The sequence below is a fragment of the Lentibacillus kimchii genome (assembly GCF_042666895.1).
Classification (GTDB): Bacteria; Bacillota; Bacilli; order Bacillales; family Amphibacillaceae; genus Lentibacillus; species Lentibacillus kimchii.
Window position 1 is genome coordinate 1 of the sequence record NZ_JBHTGR010000009.1, and the last position, 23,456, is coordinate 23,456.

Here is a 23,456-nt window from a genome sequence, read left to right on the forward strand (position 1 = left end):
TGTTTTAGTTCAACTACCATTATACAAGATTTGGGGAGGTACTTCCTTTTTTACGTTTTTAAGTCCTTGCGCCGCAAGGGCTATGAATTATGAAATTCGCTCACTTTTTTAATTAAACTAATGTGCTCTAAACGCTGCCATAATGCGATTCTTCATCCAAATGTTTCCCCAGACCAAATTATACCGTAATTTTAAAGTAGTGGGGGACTGTCCCCTATTTAATCTGAAACTTCCACGTCAGCTATGTCATTAAAATCAACATCCTGAGGAACTTCTTCTTGCAATATCAGTTCGCGTATCAATTCAAGTTTAATAGACACATCTAAGCTGATAATTTCTTCGCCATCAGTGTCCATCATAGAGTAAGGCACATTCCGAACAGTCATTTTCTTGTCAGAAGATACATGCCAAACCATGTCTCTGGTTAGATTATCCGTTTGACCGCTCATTACGGGAGCCTCCATGGATAATGTACTCATTTTATCTTCCCCCTTTACTCTATGATCTATACATATGACTTATAAGATAAATTTAACGAGAGTTTAATCTTAATTCAGTTTTTTCTTTAGTTCCTTCAGCGCTTCAAGGTTTTTCTCGGCAAGAGAAGTTTCCATTGCTTCAGCCTGACTTCTATTCTCTGATATGACAGTTATGATTTTAATGACTCGATTACCGCTTTCTCTTTTCATAAAACTAATCGGTATTGTATAAGCATCAGGATTACTCTTATCTTTTGTACTTTTATTTCAGCAACTTGGTCACTTTTAAACGAAATGATGTCATCTATTTTTATTGATTCTTGGTCACTAAACTGCACTTGAAACCTTGACATGCTGACTACACGTCCCTCATCGTACCCTATGATTCTAATATATCCGACTCAGGATATAAATGTCAAGATTTGTGCAGCTTATAGACTTTTCGAAGCCTATGATGGCAGTCATGGCATACCAGCTTACAATTCCAAATATCTTTTACATGAAAAGGTACATCCTACTTAAAGAATGTACCCTCATTGGTTCAGCAACACCTCTACCTGCCGCTCATACCCGTAGGCTTTGAAGAAATTAATCAGGGCCACCTCAAATATATCCCGCTGCGACATATTCTTCTCTCTGGAAAAGTCCGTGACCATCTGATCCAGTGAGTGAATCATCTGGACGGTTTTTGTCTTCCCAACGCCTGGAATGGTGTAGCGCGGAATTTCACCGCCTTGGCCATACGGCTGCAATAGTGGGGGACTGTCCCCAATACATTCTTGTCAACAACAACCGTTCGACATATTCCGGGAAGTGACAGGCACCTCAACGATGTCTCGTCCTAATGTTTCCCCAGACCAAACAAAACCGTAAATACACGGTGTTCCATTTAATTCCCTTTAAGGATAATGAACCTTGAAAAGGGGGATATGCGTGGATAATGAGGTAACTCAAATTTGTACTGGCAGAGTAATTCGCAAGTATCGCAAACAACAGCTGAAATCCATTGAAGAATTTGCTTGGAACACTGGTATGAATGATAAATACTTAGGTGCTGTTGAACGTGGAATTTACAGCATATCATCCAATTACTTACTCAAACTGCATGCTGAATTTGGCTGTCCTCTTTACTTCTTTGAGGAAATTCATGAATGTGTTCATAACAAATAAATAATTGTTTTGATACTTCTCGACAGAATCACCCGCCATTTTTCCTTCAAAAGTTAAAACCCGTATATATCTTCCCTTTATCAACCCCACAAAGGAGCTAGACCACATGGAAAACAACAAAATAACGTTCGAGGAAATCTTCGAGCAGAACAAGCGGCGGATTCATTACCAGCTTCACAAAATGAACATCCGCGATCCGCATCAGGAATTCTTTCAGGAAGGCCTCATTGCGATGTGGAATGCCTACGAGAAATATCAGCCGGACAAAGGCCCCATGGCAACCTACTTCAACTACATGATCCGGAACCGCCTCATTGACCTCATGCGCAAGGAAAATCGCCACACAGATCTGAAAGACCGAGCCGCCCATGAGTTCAGCACACAACTGACTGATGGCAATCACCGTGTTAGTGAAGGTGAAAACGCTCAGCCTCTGACAAACGCGTCCAGCCCTGAACCGAACGATCCCACTCTCTGGAACGATCTCAAATCCCAACTGACAGACAAGCAATGGAAATGGGTGCAGTATCATATTATCGACGGCATGAGCATGCCGGAAATCGCCGAGCAGGAAGGCGTCTCCGTTGAATCCGTGAAAAGCTGGGCCAAACAAGTCAGGAAAAAGCTGCGCAGTCACAGCGACATACTGGACAAACTCAACCCATAGAGTGCCGCTCTCTCCAAAGTGCGAGGTACATAAACAATTCGTTTATGTGCCTGGCACCCACTCCAAATAACCACGACAAGGAGCATTCATATGAATTATATTAAAGAACTGAACGCCTTTGATGACACGCTCGTATTCAATCCCCTGTCCGGGTCGGCCATCGCCGTCTGGCACGCTTTGATGCATTTCAACAATAAATCGGGCTGGCAAACGACGTTCACCGTTCCTGCCAGTATGCTTGAAGTCCATTCCGGCATCAAAGGCACCACTTTCAAGCGCGCTCGCACAGAACTCAGTGAAAAAGGCCACATCCACGTGACACCCGGCAGCGGCAACCAAGCTCCGACATATCGTATGCTGTCCCAAATCAAATCATTCACCGAACCTGTCGCCGCTACTGCCGCCACGCAACCGAATCCATCCGACCAGTCTGACGCTCACCCAGCAGAAGACCCTGCCGCAGAGCAGGAAAACCAGCAAGCTAACCAGAATCGCCCGGCACCCGACGATACAGCGGACTACACCGCGGCCCACACAACGACCGCCACAGTTCAGACGAGCACTACGAACCACGCGACGGACAAAGCACCGGTCCGAAGCCATGACCGCCATCCAGTCCACATCCCGGGCCACAATCTGGACCGCAACACTGACGACAATCCGGTCCACAGTGCGGCCCCATTAATTAAACAAGACTTAAACCAAACCCAGACAAAACAAAACCCAACAACCACAACAACCATGGCCGCCGGTTTCTACCAGCAGCATTTTGATACAGCCAGCCCATATATTCTTGACGACATCCAGCACTGGATCAGCCATATGAGCGATCCACTCGTTCTGGATGCCATGAAACGTGCCTTGGAGCAAAATAAACCAACCTGGCGTTACGTCAAAGGCATTCTAAAGTCATGGCAAACTAAAGGCATCCAAACCGTTGAAGCAGCTGCAGCTGATGACCAGCAGTTCCGCAGTAAGCACAGCCAAAAACCCATAAGCCGTCATTCTGAAAAGGCTGAAGTCATCCCGGCATGGTTCCAAGAACGAAAACAGACACACGACCAAGCTCAAAATACAACCACCCAGAACAATACAACCCTCAACCAGGCCGAATGGGAAGAATGCGAACGACTTCTGACGAAGTATGGGAAGAAAAAGCAACATACAGTGCCAGGTACATAAACAATTCAGAATTGTTTATGTACCTGGCACCCAGTTCTATTACATTACCGCTCAATATTTCCGATAAACTAATTAGCAGTCTGAAAAACTGCTAATCTAGACATAATGGAGTTGTTATCATGACACTAAACGATGCAACATACAGAGAGATTTTAGATTTTATTCTAAACGGAAAACCTTATCGGGAAATTGCTGAGACAGTTGGGGTATCCAAAAATACAGTGACAGATCTCATTAAGCGATTAAAGGATACTGGATCTATTTTCCCCTCTGCTGCCAAAACGTCTATATACGATCCGGTCATAAAAGAGATACAAGAACATATCGACCATCTTTTAAGGTTGAGGAAAAGTACATACAACATACGCCACCAAATTAAGTTAAGCAACAAAGAAATTTATCTTTTGCTGCTTGCAAAGGGTTACAATATTTCCAGGACCAAAGTAACAGAACTCATTAGACTAGGGAAGAATAAGATGAAGGAAAGCCACTTAAACATTGTTCATTTGCCTGGTGAGGCGGTGCAGTTCGATTGGGGAACAATCCGAGTTCAAATCGGTGAGGAAGAATCAGGCACAAACGTTTCCCTCGAGATTACTGCCGCTGCCTAATAAAGAATACATATTTTACTATCACAATTCGGAAAAGTTAGTAGTAGCAAAATGGTACAATTCAAAAATGAGGAGTTATATTCACTTTTCAAAGCTTTTGGCCAAAGCGTCAATTATAACTTTTTTGTCGCTGTTTTCAATAACAATCACGCTACTCGTTTTCCATAAGCTCAACTAAAACTAAATATCTTCAATCTTAATTTGATCTATAATTTTACTAATATAGTCTATTTCATATGGATTTTTATGTATTATTCTTTCCATTTTTAATCATGAAGCTTACAGTCATTTCTTTTATGTCAGCACACCAAAAAAAAGATTCCATACAATTTTTAATGTATGGAATCTAATGTGGCAACCGATTAGTTTAGAAAAATCGACTCTTACCTAACATAACTCTTTATTCTGTTTATTCAACGTCACGACCTGTATCTGTTGATTCTACAGTGCGCGTATTGCCTTCACTGTCTTCAAACTCCATTTCAACCTTATCAGGAGTTACGCCTTCTGATACAACTTGTGTTGTATTCCAGTAACCATCTTCAGTATCTTCACCTATATAAAATGGACTTGAAACACCTGATTTTTCGAGATTAAGCGTTTTTTCTGTTGCTTCTTGTTCGCCAATGTTGTCTCCGTCATTATACAAAGTGAACTTTAATGATTGTAGTTCATTTATTTTCAGTTCTTCAAATTCAGTTTCAATAGACCAATAGGAACTGCCATTTTTATCATTTGTTCTGATTTCTAATACTTTAACCATAGAATCAGAACTTTGCGGAACAGTAACTTCGATAGAGTCAGTAGTTGCTGTTTTTCCATTTGCTTTCTGTTCCGAAACAAGGAATTCTACATCTACTGTTGATTCGTTTTCAGGAGGTATTACTTCGCCATTTGATGTGATTACATCTTCATCAGTCGAACTTGCAACAGTAGCAGTATAACCATCACTTAGTTCAGGTAGAGTTAATACTTCTGCATCTTGCTTAACTGTAACATTATCACTAGTGAATTTAGCTACTTCATCTTCAAATGCTTGTTGACTAACTAACTTCTGGGCTTTATTAAGCTTTTTCTGAAGCAGTTGAGCATCTTCTTCGGTATCATAATTCGTTGCATCTAAACGGGATTGAAGATCATTAATTGCTGCTTGATCTACATCAGCTGATAAATCTTCATCTTCATCAACTAAGCCTGTAACACCTTTTGCAATAGATGCCATTTCTTTATTAGCTTCCTGTTTCTCATCTAGTAATTCTTGTGCTGCATTAAGCTTTTTCTGAAGTAATTGAGCATCTTCTTCGGTATCATAATTCGTTGCATCTAAACGGGCTTGAAGATCATTAATTGCTGCTTGATCTACATCAGCTGATAAATCTTCATCTTCATCAACTAAGCCTGTAACACCTTTTGCAATAGATATCATTTCTTTATTAGCTTCTTCTTTTTCTTCTTCAAGTGTTTCAATCTTATCTTCGGCATCAGTTAATTTCCAAACGTTATTAAAATCTGCTTCTTTTACATTATCAAAGTCAGTTGCCTTATTAAGTGCCGTACGAGCCTTTTCTACTTGACCTTTATGATCTAAAGTAATGTTTTCAGCAATTGGCAAATTAGTGAGCGCTGATCGAGCATCCATAGATGCTGCTTCTGCATTTTCCATTTGATCTTTTAGTTCATCGATTTTGTTTTGAGCAAGTTCAAAGTGATCGTAGTTAACAATAACATTTTCTGCTTTAACGTCTGAGTCTTTAACTACTTCCACTTTGTCTTCTGCATTAGCTACTTTAGCTGCATCATCATCAAGATCTTCTAATGAGAAATCCGCTGGATCACCAATGTCACTAATTGCATTAGTTGCTTCATCCACCGCATCTAACTGCTCTTCTAGTTGATCAAGCGCATATGTTTCGAAAACGACATTTTCGTCTAATTCATGTGCATCAGCAACGAAGTCTTTTGCTTCAGCAACATCATTTCGAACATCATCAATGTTTTCAGACGTTACCGTTTCAGGAAGATTATCAATTGCATCTTGTGCTGTGTTTACAGCATTATCAACTTTATCTTGATGATCTGAAATGTAATCAGCAATCTTATCTTCTAGTTGATCAAGCGCATACGTTTCAAATACGACGTTCTCATCTAGATCTTTTGCTGTTGCAATTAAGTCTTTCGCTTTTGACACATCGTCTTGTGCCTCAGTGAGGTTATCTCCTGTGATTTCTACATCTTTATAGTCTTCACCAAGTTGATCAATAGCATCTTGTGCCTTGTTTACCGCTTCATCAATTTCCTCTTGATTTGCTTTTGTAAAGTCATCGATATTTTCTTGGGCTTCGTCAATAAGACCTTGTAAGGTATCTTTGGCATCGCCATCTTCAACAGCGTCTACAAAGTTTTGAGATTTTGTAACCGTTGCCTTCGCAACGTCAAGGTTATCCTTATTTAAGTCTTCAGTAGAATCTTGTAAGCTATCTACAGATCCAGCAGCAATAAGAACGTCATTAGCTGCATCCAAGCGACTTTGTAATTCTTCTTTTTCCTCGCCACTATTCAACTTTTGAATGGTATTTGCAGCCGGAACATAAGAATTCATTACGTCATTACGCTCATCGCTGTCAGTAACAAGTCCTTCCACTTTTTCTGCGGAGTCAACATTTGCTTCGAAATCTTCTACTGCCTCTGTAGCTTCAGCAACTAGATCAGTAGCTGGAGATAACTCAGCAGGAACTATAACGGTAGCTTCCTGAGTAGCATCACCTTGTGTAACACCGTAAGTGACTTTAGTTACCCCTTCAGTAGATGTTTCAACTTTAGGTACAGTAATTTCTACTTGGCCATCCACTACTTTAAATGCGTCAGCATCTAATTCTAGTGCTTCGTCATCTTTTGTAACAGATAAATCCTCAGGTACTTCTTCAACATCTTTGTTGAATGTTACGGTAACTGTGCCATTATTAGCTCCTACAGAGTCAACTACTGGAACTGCTGGGGTTGGTGGAACTGGTGGAGCTGCTTCAGCAACGTTCACGGTTACTTCTACGTCATCAGCCTTATTACCAGCCTCATCTTCGGCACTGTAAGTTATTGTGTAAGTTCCTGCTTTTGTTGTATCGATTTCATCCAGCTCGTCACCAGCAGCATTGGTGATGACTGATGTTACGTCAACGTTTTCGTCCCGGTTATCGGTACCTGTTGCATCAGGAAGATTGAAGTCTCCACCATTTTCAACCTCAACAGTTTTATTACCATCAACGCTTAGTTCAGGTGCTTCTGTATCAGCATCATAGCTTACAGTAGCAGTGAACTGATTGCCTTGATAAGTAAATGTGATTTCGTTTTCACCGTCAGTAAGTGCTTCATCAAGATCAATTTCAGTTGTTTCATCATTATCGAATGTTACTTCAACAGTATAAGCATTAATTGCGCTTACAGAGTCGACATAAATTTGACTGTCAATTGGATTAGCATCTTCAACCCAATCTCCTAATGTACCGTCAGGATTTTGGCTTTTTTGGTAGTTGATTGAGTCCAACAGATACGTTTCGTCATTAATTTGGACCGTTTGAATATCATACTTCAAATTACCATCGTTATTAAAATAAGTATCATAACCATCAGCATCCTGATGATTTTTAATATAGTTCAATTGATCGGGATTCTCTGTTACGATATTTCCGTCAATTTCAAAACTCACTTCATCCATTTCTGCATCTGCCGCTGCAGCAGAAACTGGCGCTACTGCAGCCATTGAAGTAGCAGCTACAGCTGCTACTGATGCGGTGGAAAACACTTTAAATGGTTTATTCATATAGTATAACTCCTCCAATTATTCTAAATGATTTAGTTCAGAAGCATCATTGTTGTTAACATAGCCTTGGATTGTTTCCAGTGCTTTTTCTGCTTCTGTTGGTGCCTAGACTTCGTCAGATCCAGATCCGTTGTCGCTATTCTCACCTTATTCATTCTATATGAATGGTTTTTAATGAGCCTACACTGTACGTGCGACTTTCATCGCATACAGAAGTTCCTGATAATTTCATCATCAACCATAATGATTTCAGGCTTCTCTTACAGGGAACCATTATCTTCAAAATAGGTGGAATAATTATCATCATTCGGTGCTGATCTTAATTAACTAAAGATCTATAATCTTGACTATCTCGTGAATCAAAGCTCACCTGATCCAAATCTGCATCACTCGCATCTGCAACAGATGGCGATATTAATGCAGTGCTCGCCACAGTAACAATCGCTGCAGTCAATCAATTCCGCATATATAAATATCCTCCTCATATTTTTCTACAAACATACTTATGATTTACTTCCTAGTCTTATGTATCAACCATTAATAGAAAAAACGTAAGTTCAAATTTAATCATATTAAATTTAGTAAATATTCCTACGTTATTTAAATTCATTCTTACTATTATAAACGAAGATTACAATTTTTATTCTTTGTCTAGTACTCTCTTTTTCAAAATTTATATTAAGAATGCATAATGGAGCTGATTCCAACTCCGCCCTTTTCTTGATAGGCCAAATTGCTGATCTACGGTCTTAGCAATTTGGTTTAAGGATTTTGAGTCCTTCAATATCTTTGGATTATCAGTATTATTTGAAGTCGCTGGGACAAGCCTTCCATTTATACGTGTATAGCCCAACGGCAGTTGATTGAAGAATTCTTATCGTCAGAGGCTTGGAGGTGAGGTAGAGGATGACTGATATCCTGAATAAAATCAGTCGAGGCTGCCAGCATGGCCATTAAAAAAATTCTGCATGAGATACTTCCCATACAGAGTCTTCAAACATTATCATCTTAATAAGTTACAGATTAATACAACAAAAAAGTCCCGCAGAGATTTCTCTCCGCAGAACTTCATTCCTGTCAAGAACAATCGTTCGATATATTCCGAGAGTAACAGGCAACTCACCTAATTTCGACAAAGTATTGTATAATCCTGCCATCTTCTAGTATTCTAGTTTTAAATTATGGGTTGGAGGATGTTGCATATGATTTTCATTAAAAATGTTCTTAATCTTTTCAAAAACTGGTCATACTATTTGTGGCAGTTTATAAAACTTGGATTCAAGAGTAAACATGAGATTAAAATGGAAAACATGGCTTTAAGAAGTCAATTGTCTCTTTATATTCATCACTACGAAAAGAAGCAACTTCCAACACCAAGACCTGATCAAGCATTTAGACAACTATGGGTTCTTATTTCAAAAACCTCCAGTATTTGGAGGTCAGTTCTTAAAGTTGTGACACCCAAGACAGTCATTGGATGGCATCGTTCAGCATTTAAAATTTATTGGAAAAGAAAATCCCAGAAACCAGGACGACCCAGATTATCAAATGAATGGATTTACGAAATCAAAAAGATGTCTAAAGACAATTCTTTGTATTCTCCCGAAAAAATACATGAACAATTTTCCTTAAAAGGTTACACTGATGTGCCAGCACCTAATACGATTGCCAAATACCTGCCAGAGACTCGTAAAAATCCGACAAAAAAGCAACTAGAAACCTGGAAGACATTTATGTCTAATCACATGGACGATACTTGGGCTATGGACTTTTTAACCGTTCCCACGATAAAGTTCGAGATCTTATATGTATTTGTTATCATTCACCATAAGACACGCAAAATCATTCATTTCGGCGTTACCAAGAATCCCAACACAGCTTGGGTCAAGCAGCACCTCAGAGATGCAACGCCGTATAGTAAGGCTCCAAAATATCTCATGCATGATAACGATCCGGTTTTCCGTTCGAAAGAAATTAAGGATTTTCTATATTTTTCGGGGATTCAACCAAAAGCAACATCTTTTCGTTCTCCGTGGCAAAATCCTTATGCTGAAAGAGTGAACGGCATATTGCGCAGAGAATTATTCGATCACCTTATTCCGTTAAATGAAAACCACCTGCACAACAAACTGTATGAGTATGTTCACAACTATTATAATTCGCATCGTACACACCAGGGAATCAACAGCAATACACCAATACCAACACCTACGCATTTACCTGTGAACATCAATCAAGCAAAACTAAAAGCGACTCCTGTCCTAAATGGTTTATACCATACTTATGAAAGAGTTGCCTAGTTTCTTATTTTCAATTCTATATTTAGCCCCTCAAAGCCTTTAAAAACATCCTGTGTAAAGGCTCTTTTGGTATGTCTTATTTTAATTCTAACCTCGATAATTCTATCTTTTCTAAATTTTTCAATTTTAATTAGACCTATAATTCTACTAATATAGTTTATTTCATATGGATTTTTATGTATTATTACTGCCGATTTTAATTTTTGAAGCTTACAGCTAATACGAGACCTAAAACGGTTACATATAAAAAACCGGAACGAAACATATTCAACTGACAGACTAATGTTACCATCGATTTTGATGAGTTCCTGGCATTTATAGAACAAATTAAGGATAAACCCAGAAATCTTATACGCAAATTTGTTGCACGATATAAAAATAAATTGGAAGACTTTACACCTGACCAATTTATGAATGACATATTAAAAATCTAGTTCTATAAATATGCACCTTGAAAATCTAAAAAAATTTGTAAATCTCACAGCGGATACTTATAGTCTTTTTTATTTATTGAATATTTAGTTATCTTATCTTTTTATAAAAATACCCTCTCCAAAGCTAGAGAGGGCATTTTTACCAACTTTAGATAGACGATTTAGCATTGAATGGCTAAATTCTATCCACTTATCTCTTATTCACCTGTTGTTTCAGCATTTTCTTCTGCATCAGCAATTCTTTCAACATCTAATTTGTCTACCCCAATAACCTCTTTATCAGCATTGAACCAAGTGTATACTTTAGTCCAAGTTTTGTTATCAGTAAATGCAATATTGTCACCATCAGCATTTTCATAACCTACAGGGTAGTAACCAAAGATACCTGCTCCATCACTTGGATTCTCATACGTAAGATCATGCTGTCCGATTTCAAGTAATTTTCCTCCATCGGTAGAAACATACTTAGCAGTATCGGGAGCATCAACACGAACTCCATGATAAAGATGTTTTTCATTTGCACCTAAATCAGTATTAGGGTTTTGATCTTCTCCGCTAAAATCAGCTGATTCAGAATTATAAGAGAGGGTAGCCTTACCTTTTTCACTATTATAATTATATTCTACACCAGAAACTTGAGTTGCCCCTTGTTTAACGCGTGATTTAGGAGAACTAGCCATTTCACTGAAATCAACATTCAAAGTAATAATGTCATCTACTGAAATTTCATCATTGTCTACAGTGACAGTATCCATTACCAATGTCGCTTCACCTTCTCCTTGATAATCAACACCATCATCGGCAATAACATCATCATTATCAGATGTGAAAGTAGCAGCGGTTACTGAAGAATCATTACCATCAGCATCTTTTGAATTAACGATTTCATTTAAATCATCAAGGAAATCCAAGTTTTCAGCATCAATAGTGCTGTTTGTGAAATCAACTGATGCTTTTTCCTCAGTATCTACTATGTTGAACGAATCACTAAATACTTCGATAGAGCCAACTTTAGCTGTTACAGTATAAGTTTCGCCAGCTTTAAATACATCATTGCTTCCACTTTCTTCAGTTGCATTAGCATCTACTGGATTATTTGTAGAAACAACTTTACCATCTTCATCTTTCACTTCATATTCAACATTAGAAGGTTCTTGACCGGTTTTCACGCCATCAGCATCAACTGGGTATACAGAAAGATTCATTTTATCTTCTGTATCATCGTTTTTATCGCCATTTTTATCAAGTTCATTTTCGAAACCTTCTACAGTATAATCATCAACAGCACCAGCTTCTGTAACATTTACATTAACGGTTGTTTTAACATCATCATTAACTTTTACTTCTACTGTTGCATTACCTGATTTCTCATTTTTTGGAGCAATTGATAGCTTTCCATCAGCAAATGATGCATCGACTACATCCTTTCCTGATAGAACTTCGATGTTAATTTCTTCGTCTCCTGTTAATGTATATCCATTACCATATTGATCTTTTACATCAACATCTAATTTAGTTGGGTCCGTAATTTGATTTGAAATAGATACTTCTGTGTCTTCAACTTCAAGTGTTGCTGCTTTTGCATCAGCTACAACTTCTGCTTCAATTGTTTTGGTTACATCACCGCTTGTTACTTTAACTGGTACTTTACCTTCTTTAAGGGGTTTGATTTCACCCGAATTACGATCAACTAGTGCTACTGTTTTATCTAAAGATTCATACTTAACGGTATCAGGATAATTTGTCTCTCCAAATTGGTCCTTACCAGCTATATGAACAAACTGTGAACTTTCAGTGTTCATTTGTACAGTCGTGTTTTGTTCATAGTTTTTACTTTCAAACAGACTTGCATCTTCAGGGCTTTTATCAGCAATAGTCCAATCAGTTATTTCAGCAAGTGTGGAATCTTCTGCTTTTACAGAGATTCTTTCGGATTTAACTAACTCTTTACTATCTTTATCATTTGCTACAACATAGACAAATGCAGTATCATCAGCGCCCAAATTAATGACAGAGTCCGAATCGTTTTTGAATTCAGCAGTTGTTTCAAATGAAACGTTAGCTGAAGAAGTAATATCTAAACCATTTTCATCAAGAACTTTATAATCTAAGGCCTTAGATAAATTAACTTCACCTGAATTGTGTTGTACAGTTTGTGTCGTCTCAGTTTCAATTGTGGTTGCTTCACCAATTTCAAATTCAAGGTCTGATGATACTGTTTCTCCATCTACGTCAACTGAGAATGTATACGTATCGCCTGATTTGAGGTCGTTATAGAATTCAACTTTAAGATTAGTTGATTCACCAGCAGCAAAAGTTTGCGCTTCTGGTTCAACCACTTCAACGGATTTAACATACTGTTTTTCACCGTCTTGGTTGGTAACTGTTAAATTATCTTTTGAAACCTCTTTAAGCTCAGTGTTCATTGTTACTGAAGCTTCTTTAGGGTTAATCGCACTTACAGAGTCAACTGAAGCTTCAGTATTTACTGGATCAGCTGCTTCAACCCAATCGCTCATTCCACCATCAGGGTTCTGGCTTTTTGCATAGTTTAAAGCTGCCGGATCATAAGTTTTGTCATTCACTTGAACTGTTTCGATTGGATTTTTTAAATCTCCATCGTTATTAAAATAAGTGTCATGACCTTCAACATCTGGATTATTTTTAAGATAGTTTAAACTATCGGCGCTCTCTGTTACAGTCTGTCCATTAATTTCAAAATTAACTTCATCTATTTGTGCATCTGCAGCTGCAGAAACCGGTGATACAGCAACGAATGATGTTGCAGCTACAGCGGCTACTGATGCAGTAGACATAACCTTGAAAGGTCTTTTCATATTATAATACCTCCAACTTAATTTTACATGATCTCTTAGTTAAATCCTTGTAAACCTAGAGTCACAGAGTGATCTAGGTTTACAGGGTTAATAAACTTTAAGCACTTATTTCTTTAAAGATACAGTGCCTTTATTTAATTCTTCAACTGAAGGATTAAGGTTTGATTCAATAAAGATTCCATTCGGTCCAATATCTTTATTAAAGTTGATTTCGGATGTTTCATCTCCGGTTTTAACAACAACTACTGACTCCTTAGTAGCATCAGCGAAAACACCTTGTAAATCATCAAGTGTGAATTGAACCGAAGATCCGAATCCTGTTGCATCTTCTTGAACTGTTGCATTTAAGTCATCTAAACTTACCATGTCTTCACCTACAGTGATATCCATTGAGTCTGTTGCGTCACCTTTTGATACGGTTGCAGTGTATTTACCATCTTCGATAGCACTATCAAATGTGAATGCACCTTCAAAAGAACCATTTTCTGCTACAGATGCGGATACATCTTTATCTACATCATTACCTGTAAGGTTAAGATTTAGGTCTTCACCTTGTTCAACATTCTTAGTTGAACCAGTAACTGTGATTTCATTATCATCAGCATTAACGTTTGAGTCATCAAAGCTAACAGAAGCTTCTTTGTCACCAGCGTCTGGATCACCGTCGAATGATGCAACTTCGAATGTCCAGTCATCGCCGTCTGGTTTAACGGTCAATTCAACGTTGTCATTGTCAGCCAGCATTTTTTCAAATGCGTCTTTATCAAGGCTGTTGCCATTCATGTTAGTGAATGATCCATTTTCATAACTGATAGCATTCTTATCATCCAGGCTGATTGTCTGGTTATCAGTGTCATAGCTTGCAACGGTTCCAGTGTACTCGCCACTGATCTCGTCTGAATCAGCAAAGTGAATGTCAGCTTCCTGATCAGGCAGACCATGGGAAGAAGCTTCAACTTGTGCGTTTGTTTCAGAAGTGCCATCTGCACTTTCTACATCAATGGAAGCAAAACCGTCAGTTGCTTTAACCGTAACTGTTTGTGTTTTGCCTTGCTTAACGGTTACAGGACTTTGATCATCTTTGAAAGTACCAGATACTTCAAGATCATTTGCGCCGGCTGTTACTTCGAAGTTAACCGGAGCATCGCCATCTTCAGCATAGTAGTCGAATCCGTTCTGATCTTGTGACTGATAGCCGAACGTTACAGTTTTATCAGCTGTTGTCCAGTCAACGTTTTCGCCATTGACTGTGGCAGTGAGCTCTGAATTAGCTACATCAGCATCGACAAAGTAAGTCTTTTCAGCTGTGCGCTGCAGGTCAGCACTGTCCAGTTCACCGTCATCATTGCCATTATCAAGGAAGATTGTTGGCATTGCGAAACCATCTTTCTCGCCTGTCAGATGGAATGTGATTTGACCGTCCTCATCTGCTTCATACATTTGAGGTGTTCCTTCTTCAGCTTTAACAAGGTTGTCTGCATCTGCAGGGTCCGTGATATTAACATCTTTATCACTGCTGAGAGCGCCGTCTTCAAATACAACGCCTACGTCGGTGCCTTCTGGAACACGATCGCCATCTTCATCTGTCACGGTAACTTGATAGTCGCGGCCGCCCATGCCTTTATCAGTGTCAGCTGCAGCGCGCTGCTCACCTTGTGCATCAATGTTGATGCCAAGTGAATGTGTCAGTTCAAATGTTACAGCTGAACCTGCTGCCTGACGCTCAGTGGCATCAATTTCATTTTCGTTGGCTCCGTCAGCGAATACAACTGGTGTTACAGTCGCATTATTGCCGGACAGTGTGAAGGTTGCTTCACCGTCTTCATCAAGTTCAATCTCAACGGCTTCGCTGCCGCCGGTTGTAACCTGAGAAGGATAGCCTTTGTTATTGCCTTCTGAATCAATCACGTCAACGGAACGAACTAATTCATCAGGATCAACATTCGTGTTTTCTTCAAATGCAATGTTGATGGTTTCGCCTGGCATGCCAGTAACTTCATAGGCTTTCTTAGCGCCGTTAGCTAGCGTGTCATTGTCTTTAACTTCATCAATGCTGAGTGATTCGCCCCAGTATACTGAAGCTGTGTCAAACACATCACTTTTTTGAGTTGCATAAGCTACAACACTGTCATTGCTATTTCCTTCATCGTAATAACGCGTGTAGGAATACTCAGCAACGCCTTCTTCATTTGTGTTTGCTTCAACTTCGATTGTTTCGTTATCGTCATTATCGTTTGTGATATTGAATGTGACAGGAATGCCTGCAGCTGACTCGTCCTCATCAACGTCAACTTGTGCTTTCAGTGTCACTTCTTCACCGATTGTACCCTGCAGGGATTTCGTCGTAACCTCTACGTTATCCGGGGTAACAGCAGAAACACCTGTGAATTTACCGAGTTTGTCACCGTCTCCAGTAACCGTGTACTCTTTGTTAGCTTCCTGTGCTGATGTTGTTAATTTAACAACGGAATCGTCTGTCTGCTTAACAACAGCATCGTTTATATCAAGGCCATCGATAGCGAAATCAATATCGGCAACGTTGTTCACATCTTCGCCGAAGTCAACTTCAACGGTTGTGTTGTTAACAGCACTAACGGATGCTGCTGCACCAGGAACGCCTTCTTCTACAACATCCAGCGTTTTCTTCATCATGGTTGCGAACTGATCACGACGGATATCGAGATAAGCATCATAATTGTCGAGTGCAACCGTGATGCCCAGGTTAGCTAGTGTCTGAACATTGTCTTCATGGTCTTTACTGATATGGTTCTTGTTCAGATCAACGCTTTCGCCTTTGTCATACTTGTTCAGGTCGAAGCCTTCAACAAGCGCTGTTGCCATTTGTTCACGTGTGATGTTGTCATACTCGCCGAAGTCGCCGTTATTGCCAATGAAAATACCAGCTTCTGTGACAGCTGCGATAGGTTCAGCATAGTCACTGCTTGCATCAACATCATCATATTGATTGAGCACGTCGCTGACATTGCCAGGAACATCAAGATCAAGTGCATTTGTCAGCATAGCGGCTACCTGACCGCGCGTGATGCTGTTATATGGACGGAAAGTACCGTCATCATGCCCTTTGATAACACCTTGCTCAGTGAGCTGCATAATGTTTTGAAAATGCTCATGATCCTGTGAAACATCAGAAAAACTTTCTGCAGACACTGCAGGTGCTACGGCTGCGACTGTCGCAGATGCTGCCATTGTCGAAATGGCCGCGTTACGGAACGTTTTCTTATTCATAGTAAAACGTGATCCTCCCTTTGCTGGAATATTTGTCTTTTTCATATGTTGTGTACACAAACAGAAATTCTATGAAAAAGCTGATAAACCTATTTAATAGAATACAAGTCTATTATAGGGACAATGGAACATCCTGTCAACACTCCCAAAAAGTGTCAACGGTGTAAAAAAGTCCCGCCATTGTTAGGCTTTTCCCCATATGACCTGTTGGGCATTATATGGGTTTTTTTGCTAGATTGCAAGGATTTTACATCCTTTTTCATAACTTTTAAATACATCTGAAATCAATCCTGTTCAAGCCCACTTGTCAGTATATGCCCCAAGTCGCAGTCTATGATGCGATTTTAATTGAGATCCCTGACTGATTTCTGACATCGGGCGAGTGGCAGTGGTCGATTGGTGCGCGGCTGTGTTATAATCAGAGCGGACAGTGCGAGGCGTCTCCGGCCGGATTTGGCTGAAGGCTTCCGCTGGAGACTATTCGAATCGGAGCGATCAGCATGAACCGAATTCCTACATTATTATGGCGCGAATTGCGACCGAAGCAATGGACGAAGAATCTTTTAGTTTTCGCCGCATTATTATTCTCGTTTCCGCTGTCAGATGGACAGCCTGTGTGGCTGGCCGTTTTTGGCTTTCTGGCTTTCAGCTTGACGGCGAGCAGCATTTACATACTGAATGATTTCCAGGACCGGGAAGCTGACCAGCATCATCCGGACAAGCAATATCGTCCGATCGCCTCCGGGGCTCTTCCGCCGGGTCTCGCGCTCGCAGCCGGTGCTGGTCTGCTGCTCTTGTCGCTGGCTGCAGCTGTCTGGCTGCGCCCGCTGTTCGCGCTGATCCTTTTAATCTATTTTCTCATTAATGTGTGGTACAGTTTTTATCTGAAGCATGTGGTGATTATCGATATGTTCGTCATCGCGTCCGGCTTCGTGCTGCGGGCGATTGGCGGGGCGGTCATTATCGGGGTGCCCTTCACGCCGTGGTTCCTGCTGTGTGCGATGCTTCTGTCGCTGTTTTTGGCGATTGGCAAGCGGCGGCATGAGTTAGTGCTCGCGCGTACCACGAGCGGTGAGTATCGCAGGGTGCTTGATGATTATTCGCTGCCGTTCCTCGATCAGCTGACGAGTATTGTGACCTCGGCGACGATTGTCTCCTATGCGGTGTTCAGCTTCACGGCAGCGGCGACGGTCCATTTAATGTGGACGATTCCGTTTGTGATTTACGGTATGTTCCGCTACCTTTACCTCGTGCAGGTGAAACAGCAAGGCGGGGCGCCAGAACGGGTGCTGCTGGAAGACAGGCACATTCTGATCACCGTCGTGCTGTATGTGCTGAGTGTTGTGTGTATTTTAACGCTTGTTGATTAACAGTTAGGAAGTGAGTAACGTGGCAAAACCAACGAAACGCGAAATGTCAGGGTGGGGTCACTACCCGCGCTTGACCGGCTTCGTGCATCAGCCGGAGACCATCGGTGAGATGCAGCGTATTCTGCGAGAAGCTGGCGGCGAGCCGCAGATTGCCTATGGTCTGGGCCGCAGCTACGGCGATGCGGCACTGAATGAGGATGCCGGCATGATCCGGACTGATCAGCTGACGCACCTGCTGGCGTTCGATGAGGCGACCGGCATGCTGACGTGTGAAGCAGGTGTTACGCTTTCCGATATCATGGATGTCTTTCTGCCGCGCGGCTATTTTCCGGCGGTCACTCCGGGGACAGCGTATGTCACCGTCGGCGGCGCTATCGCTAATGATGTGCACGGCAAGAATCATCACCGCGACGGCAGTTTTGCCGAATGTGTCGAAAGTTTTGACCTGCTGCTGGCAAGCGGTGACATCATTACGTGCAGCCGGGAGCAGAATCCTGAGGCTTTTTGGGCAACGATTGGCGGGATTGGCCTGACCGGGCTGATTGTCCGGGCGACGCTGAAGCTGATGCCTGTGGAAAGTTCAGGGATTCGCGTCACCTATGAGAAGGCGGCTAATCTGGGTGAAGCGCTCGATAAGTTCGCCGCCCAGGATCAGGATTATCGATATTCGGTTGCCTGGATTGACTGCTTGAGTGAGGGTGATTCCCTCGGCCGCTCGGTGCTGATGCGCGGTGAGCATGCTGCGGCGGATGAGTGGCAGCCGGCGAACAAGAGCCCGCTCGCGATGCCGGACAAGCCGTCCCTGAAAATGCCGGTCTATGCGCCGGGGTTTGTCCTTAACCGCTGGAGCATCAAAGCTTTTAACAATCTGTATTACCGCTCGTATAAAAATGAGACGAAGCTGGTTGATCTGGCGTCGTTCTTCCATCCGCTCGATGCCATTCAGGACTGGAATAAATTTTACGGGAAAAATGGCTTCGTGCAGTATCAGGCCGTGTTTCCGAAGAATCATGATCCAGAGGAAGGTGTGCGCCGTGTGCTGGAAAAACTGAGCCATGACAAGCGGGCATCGTTCCTGGCCGTGCTGAAAAGCTCTGGTCCGGCAAGTGGCGGGCTGCTGTCGTTTCCGGTGGAAGGCTATACGCTGGCGCTGGACTTGCCGATAAAGGATAACAGCCTTTTCCCCTTTTTACGCGAGCTGGATGCGATTGTGCTCGCACATGGCGGGCGTGTCTACCTAGCGAAGGATGCCGTGCTGGATGCTGATACGTTCCGGGCGATGTATCCCAGCTGGCAGCGTTTTATGGATGTGAAGCGGCAGCTCGATCCCGAGGGGTTGTTTTCCTCGTCGATGGCACGGCGGATCGCTCTGGATGATCATTATGATACAGCGAGGTGGTTATGATGCGCGTATTGATACTCGGCGCCAGCTCCACGATTGCACAGGCAACCGCAAAACGGCTGGCCGCCCGGAAAATCGATTTAGTTTTAGCAGGCCGGCGGACCGAGCAGCTGGAAACGATGAAACAGGACCTGGAAATCCGCTATCAGGCAGCTGTGTCGGTTAAGTATTTTGACGCGCTGGACTTTGACCGGCATGAAGCCTTTTTCAATGAAGCGGTCAAGGAAAGCGGCGGCCTGAGCGCTGTGCTGCTGATGTATGGCGCGATGGGCGACCAGCAGGAGGCGGAACATTCCTTCGCGGTCGCACGTCAGATGATTGATGTGAACTATACATCGGCGGTGTCGCTGTTAAATATCGCGGCGAATTATTTTGAAGGTCAGCAGAAGCGGCGGAAGCGCGGCGGCTTTATCGGGGCGGTGTCCTCGGTGGCTGGTGACCGCGGCCGCAAGAGCAATTATATCTATGGCTCGACGAAAGCTGGCCTAAGTGCTTATATGCAAGGCCTGCGCAACCGGCTGCACAAGTCCGGCGTGCAGGTGCTGACGATCAAACCGGGCACCGTGGATACGAAGATGATCGAGCAAACGGCTGATGACTCGCCGCTGATTGCCAGTGCGGATAAGGTAGCGCGTGATATTGACCGGGCACTCGGGAAGCGGGGCCGGAATGTCGTGTATACGCCGTGGTTCTGGCTCGTGATCATGCTCGTGGTGAAGCTGCTGCCGGAGTCGCTGTTTAAACGGACGGATCTGTAATGAAACGAACAGGCTATGGCCGCCTGTTTCCCAAGGTCATAACCGGCGTGATGCTCGGCGTGATTGTCGTTGCTGTGCTGCTGTTGTTCGGGGATCTGCAGCGGGTCGGTGATGTGCTCGTGACGATGCCCTGGCAGATGCTGGGGCTCGCGTTTTTACTGACGCTTGCGAGTTATGGCCTGCGTTTGTGGAAATGGCAGGCATTTTCCCGCTGGGCGTCTTTTCCGGTGAGCCGGCGTGATAACACGGCGATTTTTTTCATCGGGCTGATGATGTCGATCACCCCGGGGAAAGCCGGTGAGCTGATTAAGTCGTATTTGCTGAAGCAGCGTGCGGGCGTCGCGTACACGGCATCGGCGCCGGTGGTGATTTACGACCGGCTGAGTGATCTGCTGGCGATGCTGCTGCTGATTGGCAGCGGCCTGTTGATTTATCCGATCGGAGCGCCGCTCATCCTGCTGGTTGCAGTGGCGATTGTGGCGTTCTTTCTCCTGCTCGGGCGCCGGCAGCTGACGGGATGGCTGATACAGCTGGTCACCAGGCCGCGGCGTTTACGGCGGTTCCGCCTGGGGCTGCACCGATTTTACCGGCAGATGCGCTTCTTCATGCAGTTTCGCCTGCTGAGCTTTTCGTTTCTGTTGAGCGCTGCTGCCTGGCTGCTGGAATGCGTCAGTCTGTATGTCGTGATTCAGGCGGTCGGGGTGGATATCTCCCTCGCCGCCAGCATTCTGATTTTCAGTCTCGGGACACTTGCCGGCGCGCTATCGATGATTCCCGGCGGTCTCGGTGTCGCGGAAGGCAGCATTGCCGGCCTGCTCGTCTATTTCGGCGCGGGCGGCAGCATGGCGGTGACGATTTCGCTGGTCATCCGGTTTGTCACGCTCTGGTTCGGGGTGATTCTTGGGGTGCTGGTGTTTCTGCTGACGCGGCGACGGTTTTCTGGCTGAGTGTGAATGGTGGCTTCACAAAAATCGAGCAATTGAAATAGCCGGTTCTGACCGGCATCCTCATGAAGATGTTTTAAGGAGTGGTTCGCGTGCCCTACTTTCTCGCCCCCCTCATCGGCTGGCTGGCGGCCGGCTGTTTGAAATTCGCATTGAACGTCATAACATATGGCCGGGAAGCCGTTAAACATGGCGGCAATGGCGGCTTTCCCAGCACGCATACGGCGACGGTCTCCTCGGTCGCCTTTTTGATCGGATTCGGAGAAGGATGGCTGTCACCGGCATTCGGTGCGGCGATTGGTCTGCTGATGATCGTGATGATCGACGCCACGGGGCTGCGCGTCGAGGTCGGCAAGCAAGCGGCAGCTATTAACCGGCTGAATGGTGTGCAGGCTGGTGAACGCGGCGGCCATGACGCGAGCTTTGACCAGCCGTTGCAGGAGTGCAGTGGTCGCGTTGAGGGGAACAGCCAGCGCGAAATCGCTGAACAGCCGCTGCGTGAGCGCTCCGGCCACACGCGTGCTGAACTTGCCGGCGGCCTGGCTGTCGGACTGGCAGTCAGTGCGGTGCTGTACGGTCTATTTTCCTGGTGGGGGTGGTCCTGATGAAGCCGAAGAAGCGTTTGTTAGCCGCTGATGGGCTCTGGCTGTGGCTGTTTTTCCTCGTGTACAGTGCGGCCCTGCTTGTGCGCGCGGCGCTTGATCCGGACGGTTTTTTGAGCTCGGATTCGGCGCATTATCTGCAGCTGGCGCAATCCATTTTAAACGGTGACGGGCTGTCGACAGCGAATTATGTTGACGGCATGAGCACCTATTTCGCCACCTGGCCGGTCGGTTATCCGGTGCTGATTGCGCTGACAGCGTTTATCAGCGGGCTGGGTGTGTTCTGGGCGGCGAAAGTCGTCAATATCATCTGTCTCGGCCTGTGTTTTCTGCTGCTGCAGCGGCTGTTTCGCGGGCGGTCCGCCGTTTTGGCGCTCGTGTTCAGCATCAGCACAATAAGCAGTCTGTTTGTCCGGACATGGTCGGAGGTGCCGTTTCTGTTCGGGCTCTTGTGGCTCGTATTCGGGCTCACGCGTTTTATCCAGACGGAAAAGCGCGGCTACATCGCGCATTTATTTTTCGCGTCTTTATGGTTATTTTTTATGCGTTATATCGGCCTGATCGGCGCCGGCATCGTCGGACTTGTCGGATTTTATTATTTGGTCCGGCGGCGGTGGAAGCCGATGCTGTTATGCTGGGTGAGCGGCAGCGCGGTGCTGGCAATCGGCGGCTTCTATTTGCTCGTGAACTGGGCTAAGACAGGCTTGTTTACGGGCATGGAGCGAATCCCCCGGCGCGATACGGCGGCGGAATTTGTTACGATGCTGCGCGACGGCGTTTTATCAGAGCTGGATTTGTTTTCTGTGGAAATGAACGGGAGCCTGCTGGCGAGCGTCGTGCTGGTGGTGCTCGCTCTAGTGCTGTTTGTCCGGCCGCGCTACATCCTGAGACTGTTCCGGCTGCCCCGGGAGCAATGGCTTGTGCCGGGCTTATGCCTGTTCGTTGGCGCTGTTTATTTCACCGGAATTGTCGCCATGCGCTGGTCGGCATTTTTTGATCCGTTTAATTTCCGGCTGCTGGGACCGGCCACATTTATGCTGGCGCTTGCCCTCGTCAGCTGGATAGCTGGCGTGGATAAGCGGGCGTGGCCGTCATGGCGGCGGGCGCTCACACTCGTCTTTGGTGTCGTATTTCTCGTGACGGTCGCTTATCCGGTGTATTCGGCGGCCGAGTCCGATGAGGCGACGTACCGTGAAACAGCGGCATCGGTGAGTGAGACCTACCAGGCGATTCCTGAGGGCAGCATCATCGCGTTTGAAAACATTCACGCGCGGTATCTGCGCCCAGATATTCAATTTATCAAGGTGCACTTCCGGCCGTATTTTGCGGAGCCGGAATCGCTCACAGAATTCCGTGAGCGGGTGACGCCAAATGACGCGGCGGGCGTCTATTTCCAGCATGAGTCGCTTCAAGGCTACGATTATGATGCGAGTTTTGAGATCATGATGCAAGATAATGATAAGACGTTTATTCCGATGCGGCAGTAAGGGACTGGATGTCTCTGCTGCCGTTTTTTTGGTTGGGTGTGCGGGGTGCGCGGGTGTGATGGCGGCGTCGTGGCGGTGGTTGCGGCGGATTCAGCGGCTTCGGCAGCTTCGGCGTGGATTGGGCTCTGTTCCGTCAGTTTTAGGTTTCGGATA

Annotated in this window: 17 protein-coding genes; 11 read left to right on the top strand and 6 right to left on the bottom strand. The window is 44.1% G+C overall.

The genetic code is table 11. From position 1 onward, the window contains the following. Positions 1–218: 218 nt before the first annotated feature. The 3 genes from ACFQU8_RS05545 to ACFQU8_RS05555 all read right to left on the bottom strand — a co-directional run bounded on the left by ACFQU8_RS05545 (position 219) and on the right by ACFQU8_RS05555 (position 1,231). The gene (locus ACFQU8_RS05545; protein ID WP_382358207.1) at positions 219–479 is read right to left on the bottom strand and encodes a hypothetical protein; all 261 of its coding nucleotides are present in this window, start codon (positions 477–479) and stop codon (positions 219–221) included. A gap of 69 nt (positions 480–548) precedes the next feature. After that, positions 549–689: a hypothetical protein gene (locus ACFQU8_RS05550; protein ID WP_382358208.1), complete on the bottom strand. Its 141-nt coding sequence runs from the start codon at positions 687–689 to the stop codon at positions 549–551. Between the two features lie 323 nt (positions 690–1,012). Next, the gene (locus tag ACFQU8_RS05555) at positions 1,013–1,231 is read right to left on the bottom strand and encodes a hypothetical protein (protein WP_382358209.1); all 219 of its coding nucleotides are present in this window, start codon (positions 1,229–1,231) and stop codon (positions 1,013–1,015) included. Between the two features lie 181 nt (positions 1,232–1,412). On the opposite strand from ACFQU8_RS05555, the gene ACFQU8_RS05560 reads away from it, so the two are divergent. The 4 genes from ACFQU8_RS05560 (at position 1,413) to ACFQU8_RS05575 (ending at position 4,109) form a co-directional block, all read left to right on the top strand. Continuing rightward, a complete protein-coding gene (locus tag ACFQU8_RS05560) occupies positions 1,413–1,649 on the top strand; it encodes a helix-turn-helix domain-containing protein (protein ID WP_382358210.1) in 237 nt (78 codons plus the stop codon). 106 nt (positions 1,650–1,755) lie between these two features. Beyond that, positions 1,756–2,316 (top strand): sigma-70 family RNA polymerase sigma factor, encoded by a 561-nt coding sequence (locus ACFQU8_RS05565; protein WP_382358211.1) that lies wholly within the window; start codon positions 1,756–1,758, stop codon positions 2,314–2,316. Between the two features lie 90 nt (positions 2,317–2,406). Next, entirely contained in the window at positions 2,407–3,498 is a 1,092-nt protein-coding gene (locus ACFQU8_RS05570; RefSeq protein ID WP_382358212.1) for a DnaD domain-containing protein, read from the top strand. Between the two features lie 119 nt (positions 3,499–3,617). Next, positions 3,618–4,109, top strand: coding sequence for a helix-turn-helix domain-containing protein (locus tag ACFQU8_RS05575; protein WP_382358213.1), 492 nt, complete (start codon positions 3,618–3,620; stop codon positions 4,107–4,109). Positions 4,110–4,518: 409 nt separating this feature from the next. Here the strand turns inward: ACFQU8_RS05575 and ACFQU8_RS05580 are convergent, their stop codons facing one another. Continuing rightward, the gene (locus tag ACFQU8_RS05580; protein WP_382358214.1) at positions 4,519–7,923 is read right to left on the bottom strand and encodes an immunoglobulin-like domain-containing protein; all 3,405 of its coding nucleotides are present in this window, start codon (positions 7,921–7,923) and stop codon (positions 4,519–4,521) included. A 1,202-nt stretch (positions 7,924–9,125) separates the two neighbouring features. Here ACFQU8_RS05580 and ACFQU8_RS05585 point away from each other — a divergent pair. Continuing rightward, entirely contained in the window at positions 9,126–10,223 is a 1,098-nt protein-coding gene (locus tag ACFQU8_RS05585) for an integrase core domain-containing protein (RefSeq protein ID WP_382358215.1), read from the top strand. 631 nt (positions 10,224–10,854) lie between these two features. On the opposite strand, the gene ACFQU8_RS05590 is transcribed toward ACFQU8_RS05585, so the two are convergent. Together ACFQU8_RS05590 and ACFQU8_RS05595 are read right to left on the bottom strand one after the other, a co-directional pair. Next, the gene (locus ACFQU8_RS05590; protein WP_382358216.1) at positions 10,855–13,494 is read right to left on the bottom strand and encodes an Ig-like domain-containing protein; all 2,640 of its coding nucleotides are present in this window, start codon (positions 13,492–13,494) and stop codon (positions 10,855–10,857) included. Between the two features lie 105 nt (positions 13,495–13,599). Further along, positions 13,600–16,740, bottom strand: coding sequence for an S-layer homology domain-containing protein (locus ACFQU8_RS05595; protein WP_382358217.1), 3,141 nt, complete (start codon positions 16,738–16,740; stop codon positions 13,600–13,602). A gap of 479 nt (positions 16,741–17,219) precedes the next feature. Between ACFQU8_RS05595 and ACFQU8_RS05600 the strand changes: the two genes are divergently transcribed. The 6 genes from ACFQU8_RS05600 (at position 17,220) to ACFQU8_RS05625 (ending at position 23,303) form a co-directional block, all read left to right on the top strand. After that, positions 17,220–18,110: a decaprenyl-phosphate phosphoribosyltransferase gene (locus tag ACFQU8_RS05600; RefSeq protein WP_382358233.1), complete on the top strand. Its 891-nt coding sequence runs from the start codon at positions 17,220–17,222 to the stop codon at positions 18,108–18,110. A 19-nt stretch (positions 18,111–18,129) separates the two neighbouring features. Continuing rightward, positions 18,130–19,515: an FAD-binding protein gene (locus ACFQU8_RS05605; protein ID WP_382358218.1), complete on the top strand. Its 1,386-nt coding sequence runs from the start codon at positions 18,130–18,132 to the stop codon at positions 19,513–19,515. Then, complete coding sequence (locus ACFQU8_RS05610) at positions 19,512–20,270, top strand: SDR family oxidoreductase (RefSeq protein WP_382358219.1); 759 nt, start codon at positions 19,512–19,514, stop codon at positions 20,268–20,270. Before ACFQU8_RS05605 ends, ACFQU8_RS05610 begins: the two co-directional genes overlap by 4 nt. Further along, a complete protein-coding gene (locus ACFQU8_RS05615) occupies positions 20,270–21,217 on the top strand; it encodes a lysylphosphatidylglycerol synthase transmembrane domain-containing protein (RefSeq protein WP_382358220.1) in 948 nt (315 codons plus the stop codon). Before ACFQU8_RS05610 ends, ACFQU8_RS05615 begins: the two co-directional genes overlap by 1 nt. Positions 21,218–21,306: 89 nt before the next feature. Further along, positions 21,307–21,819, top strand: coding sequence for a divergent PAP2 family protein (locus ACFQU8_RS05620; protein ID WP_382358221.1), 513 nt, complete (start codon positions 21,307–21,309; stop codon positions 21,817–21,819). After that, positions 21,819–23,303 carry a hypothetical protein gene (locus ACFQU8_RS05625; RefSeq protein ID WP_382358222.1) on the top strand — a complete coding sequence of 495 codons (1,485 nt, stop codon included), beginning with the start codon at positions 21,819–21,821 and terminating at the stop codon, positions 23,301–23,303. The genes ACFQU8_RS05620 and ACFQU8_RS05625 overlap by 1 nt, the downstream gene beginning before the upstream one ends. Positions 23,304–23,456: the final 153 nt, after the last annotated feature.

Excerpts from the sequence above, each read along its gene's own strand:
- ACFQU8_RS05545 (WP_382358207.1), bottom strand. The coding sequence starts at position 479 with ATGAGTACATTATCCATGGAGGCTCCCGTAATGAGCGGTCAAACGGAT.
- ACFQU8_RS05550 (WP_382358208.1), bottom strand. The coding sequence starts at position 689 with ATGAAAAGAGAAAGCGGTAATCGAGTCATTAAAATCATAACTGTCATA.
- ACFQU8_RS05565 (WP_382358211.1), top strand. The coding sequence starts at position 1,756 with ATGGAAAACAACAAAATAACGTTCGAGGAAATCTTCGAGCAGAACAAG.
- ACFQU8_RS05570 (WP_382358212.1), top strand. The coding sequence starts at position 2,407 with ATGAATTATATTAAAGAACTGAACGCCTTTGATGACACGCTCGTATTC.
- ACFQU8_RS05575 (WP_382358213.1), top strand. The coding sequence starts at position 3,618 with ATGACACTAAACGATGCAACATACAGAGAGATTTTAGATTTTATTCTA.
- ACFQU8_RS05580 (WP_382358214.1), bottom strand. The coding sequence starts at position 7,923 with ATGAATAAACCATTTAAAGTGTTTTCCACCGCATCAGTAGCAGCTGTA.
- ACFQU8_RS05585 (WP_382358215.1), top strand. The coding sequence starts at position 9,126 with ATGATTTTCATTAAAAATGTTCTTAATCTTTTCAAAAACTGGTCATAC.
- ACFQU8_RS05590 (WP_382358216.1), bottom strand. The coding sequence starts at position 13,494 with ATGAAAAGACCTTTCAAGGTTATGTCTACTGCATCAGTAGCCGCTGTA.
- ACFQU8_RS05595 (WP_382358217.1), bottom strand. The coding sequence starts at position 16,740 with ATGAATAAGAAAACGTTCCGTAACGCGGCCATTTCGACAATGGCAGCA.
- ACFQU8_RS05610 (WP_382358219.1), top strand. The coding sequence starts at position 19,512 with ATGATGCGCGTATTGATACTCGGCGCCAGCTCCACGATTGCACAGGCA.
- ACFQU8_RS05615 (WP_382358220.1), top strand. The coding sequence starts at position 20,270 with ATGAAACGAACAGGCTATGGCCGCCTGTTTCCCAAGGTCATAACCGGC.
- ACFQU8_RS05625 (WP_382358222.1), top strand. The coding sequence starts at position 21,819 with ATGAAGCCGAAGAAGCGTTTGTTAGCCGCTGATGGGCTCTGGCTGTGG.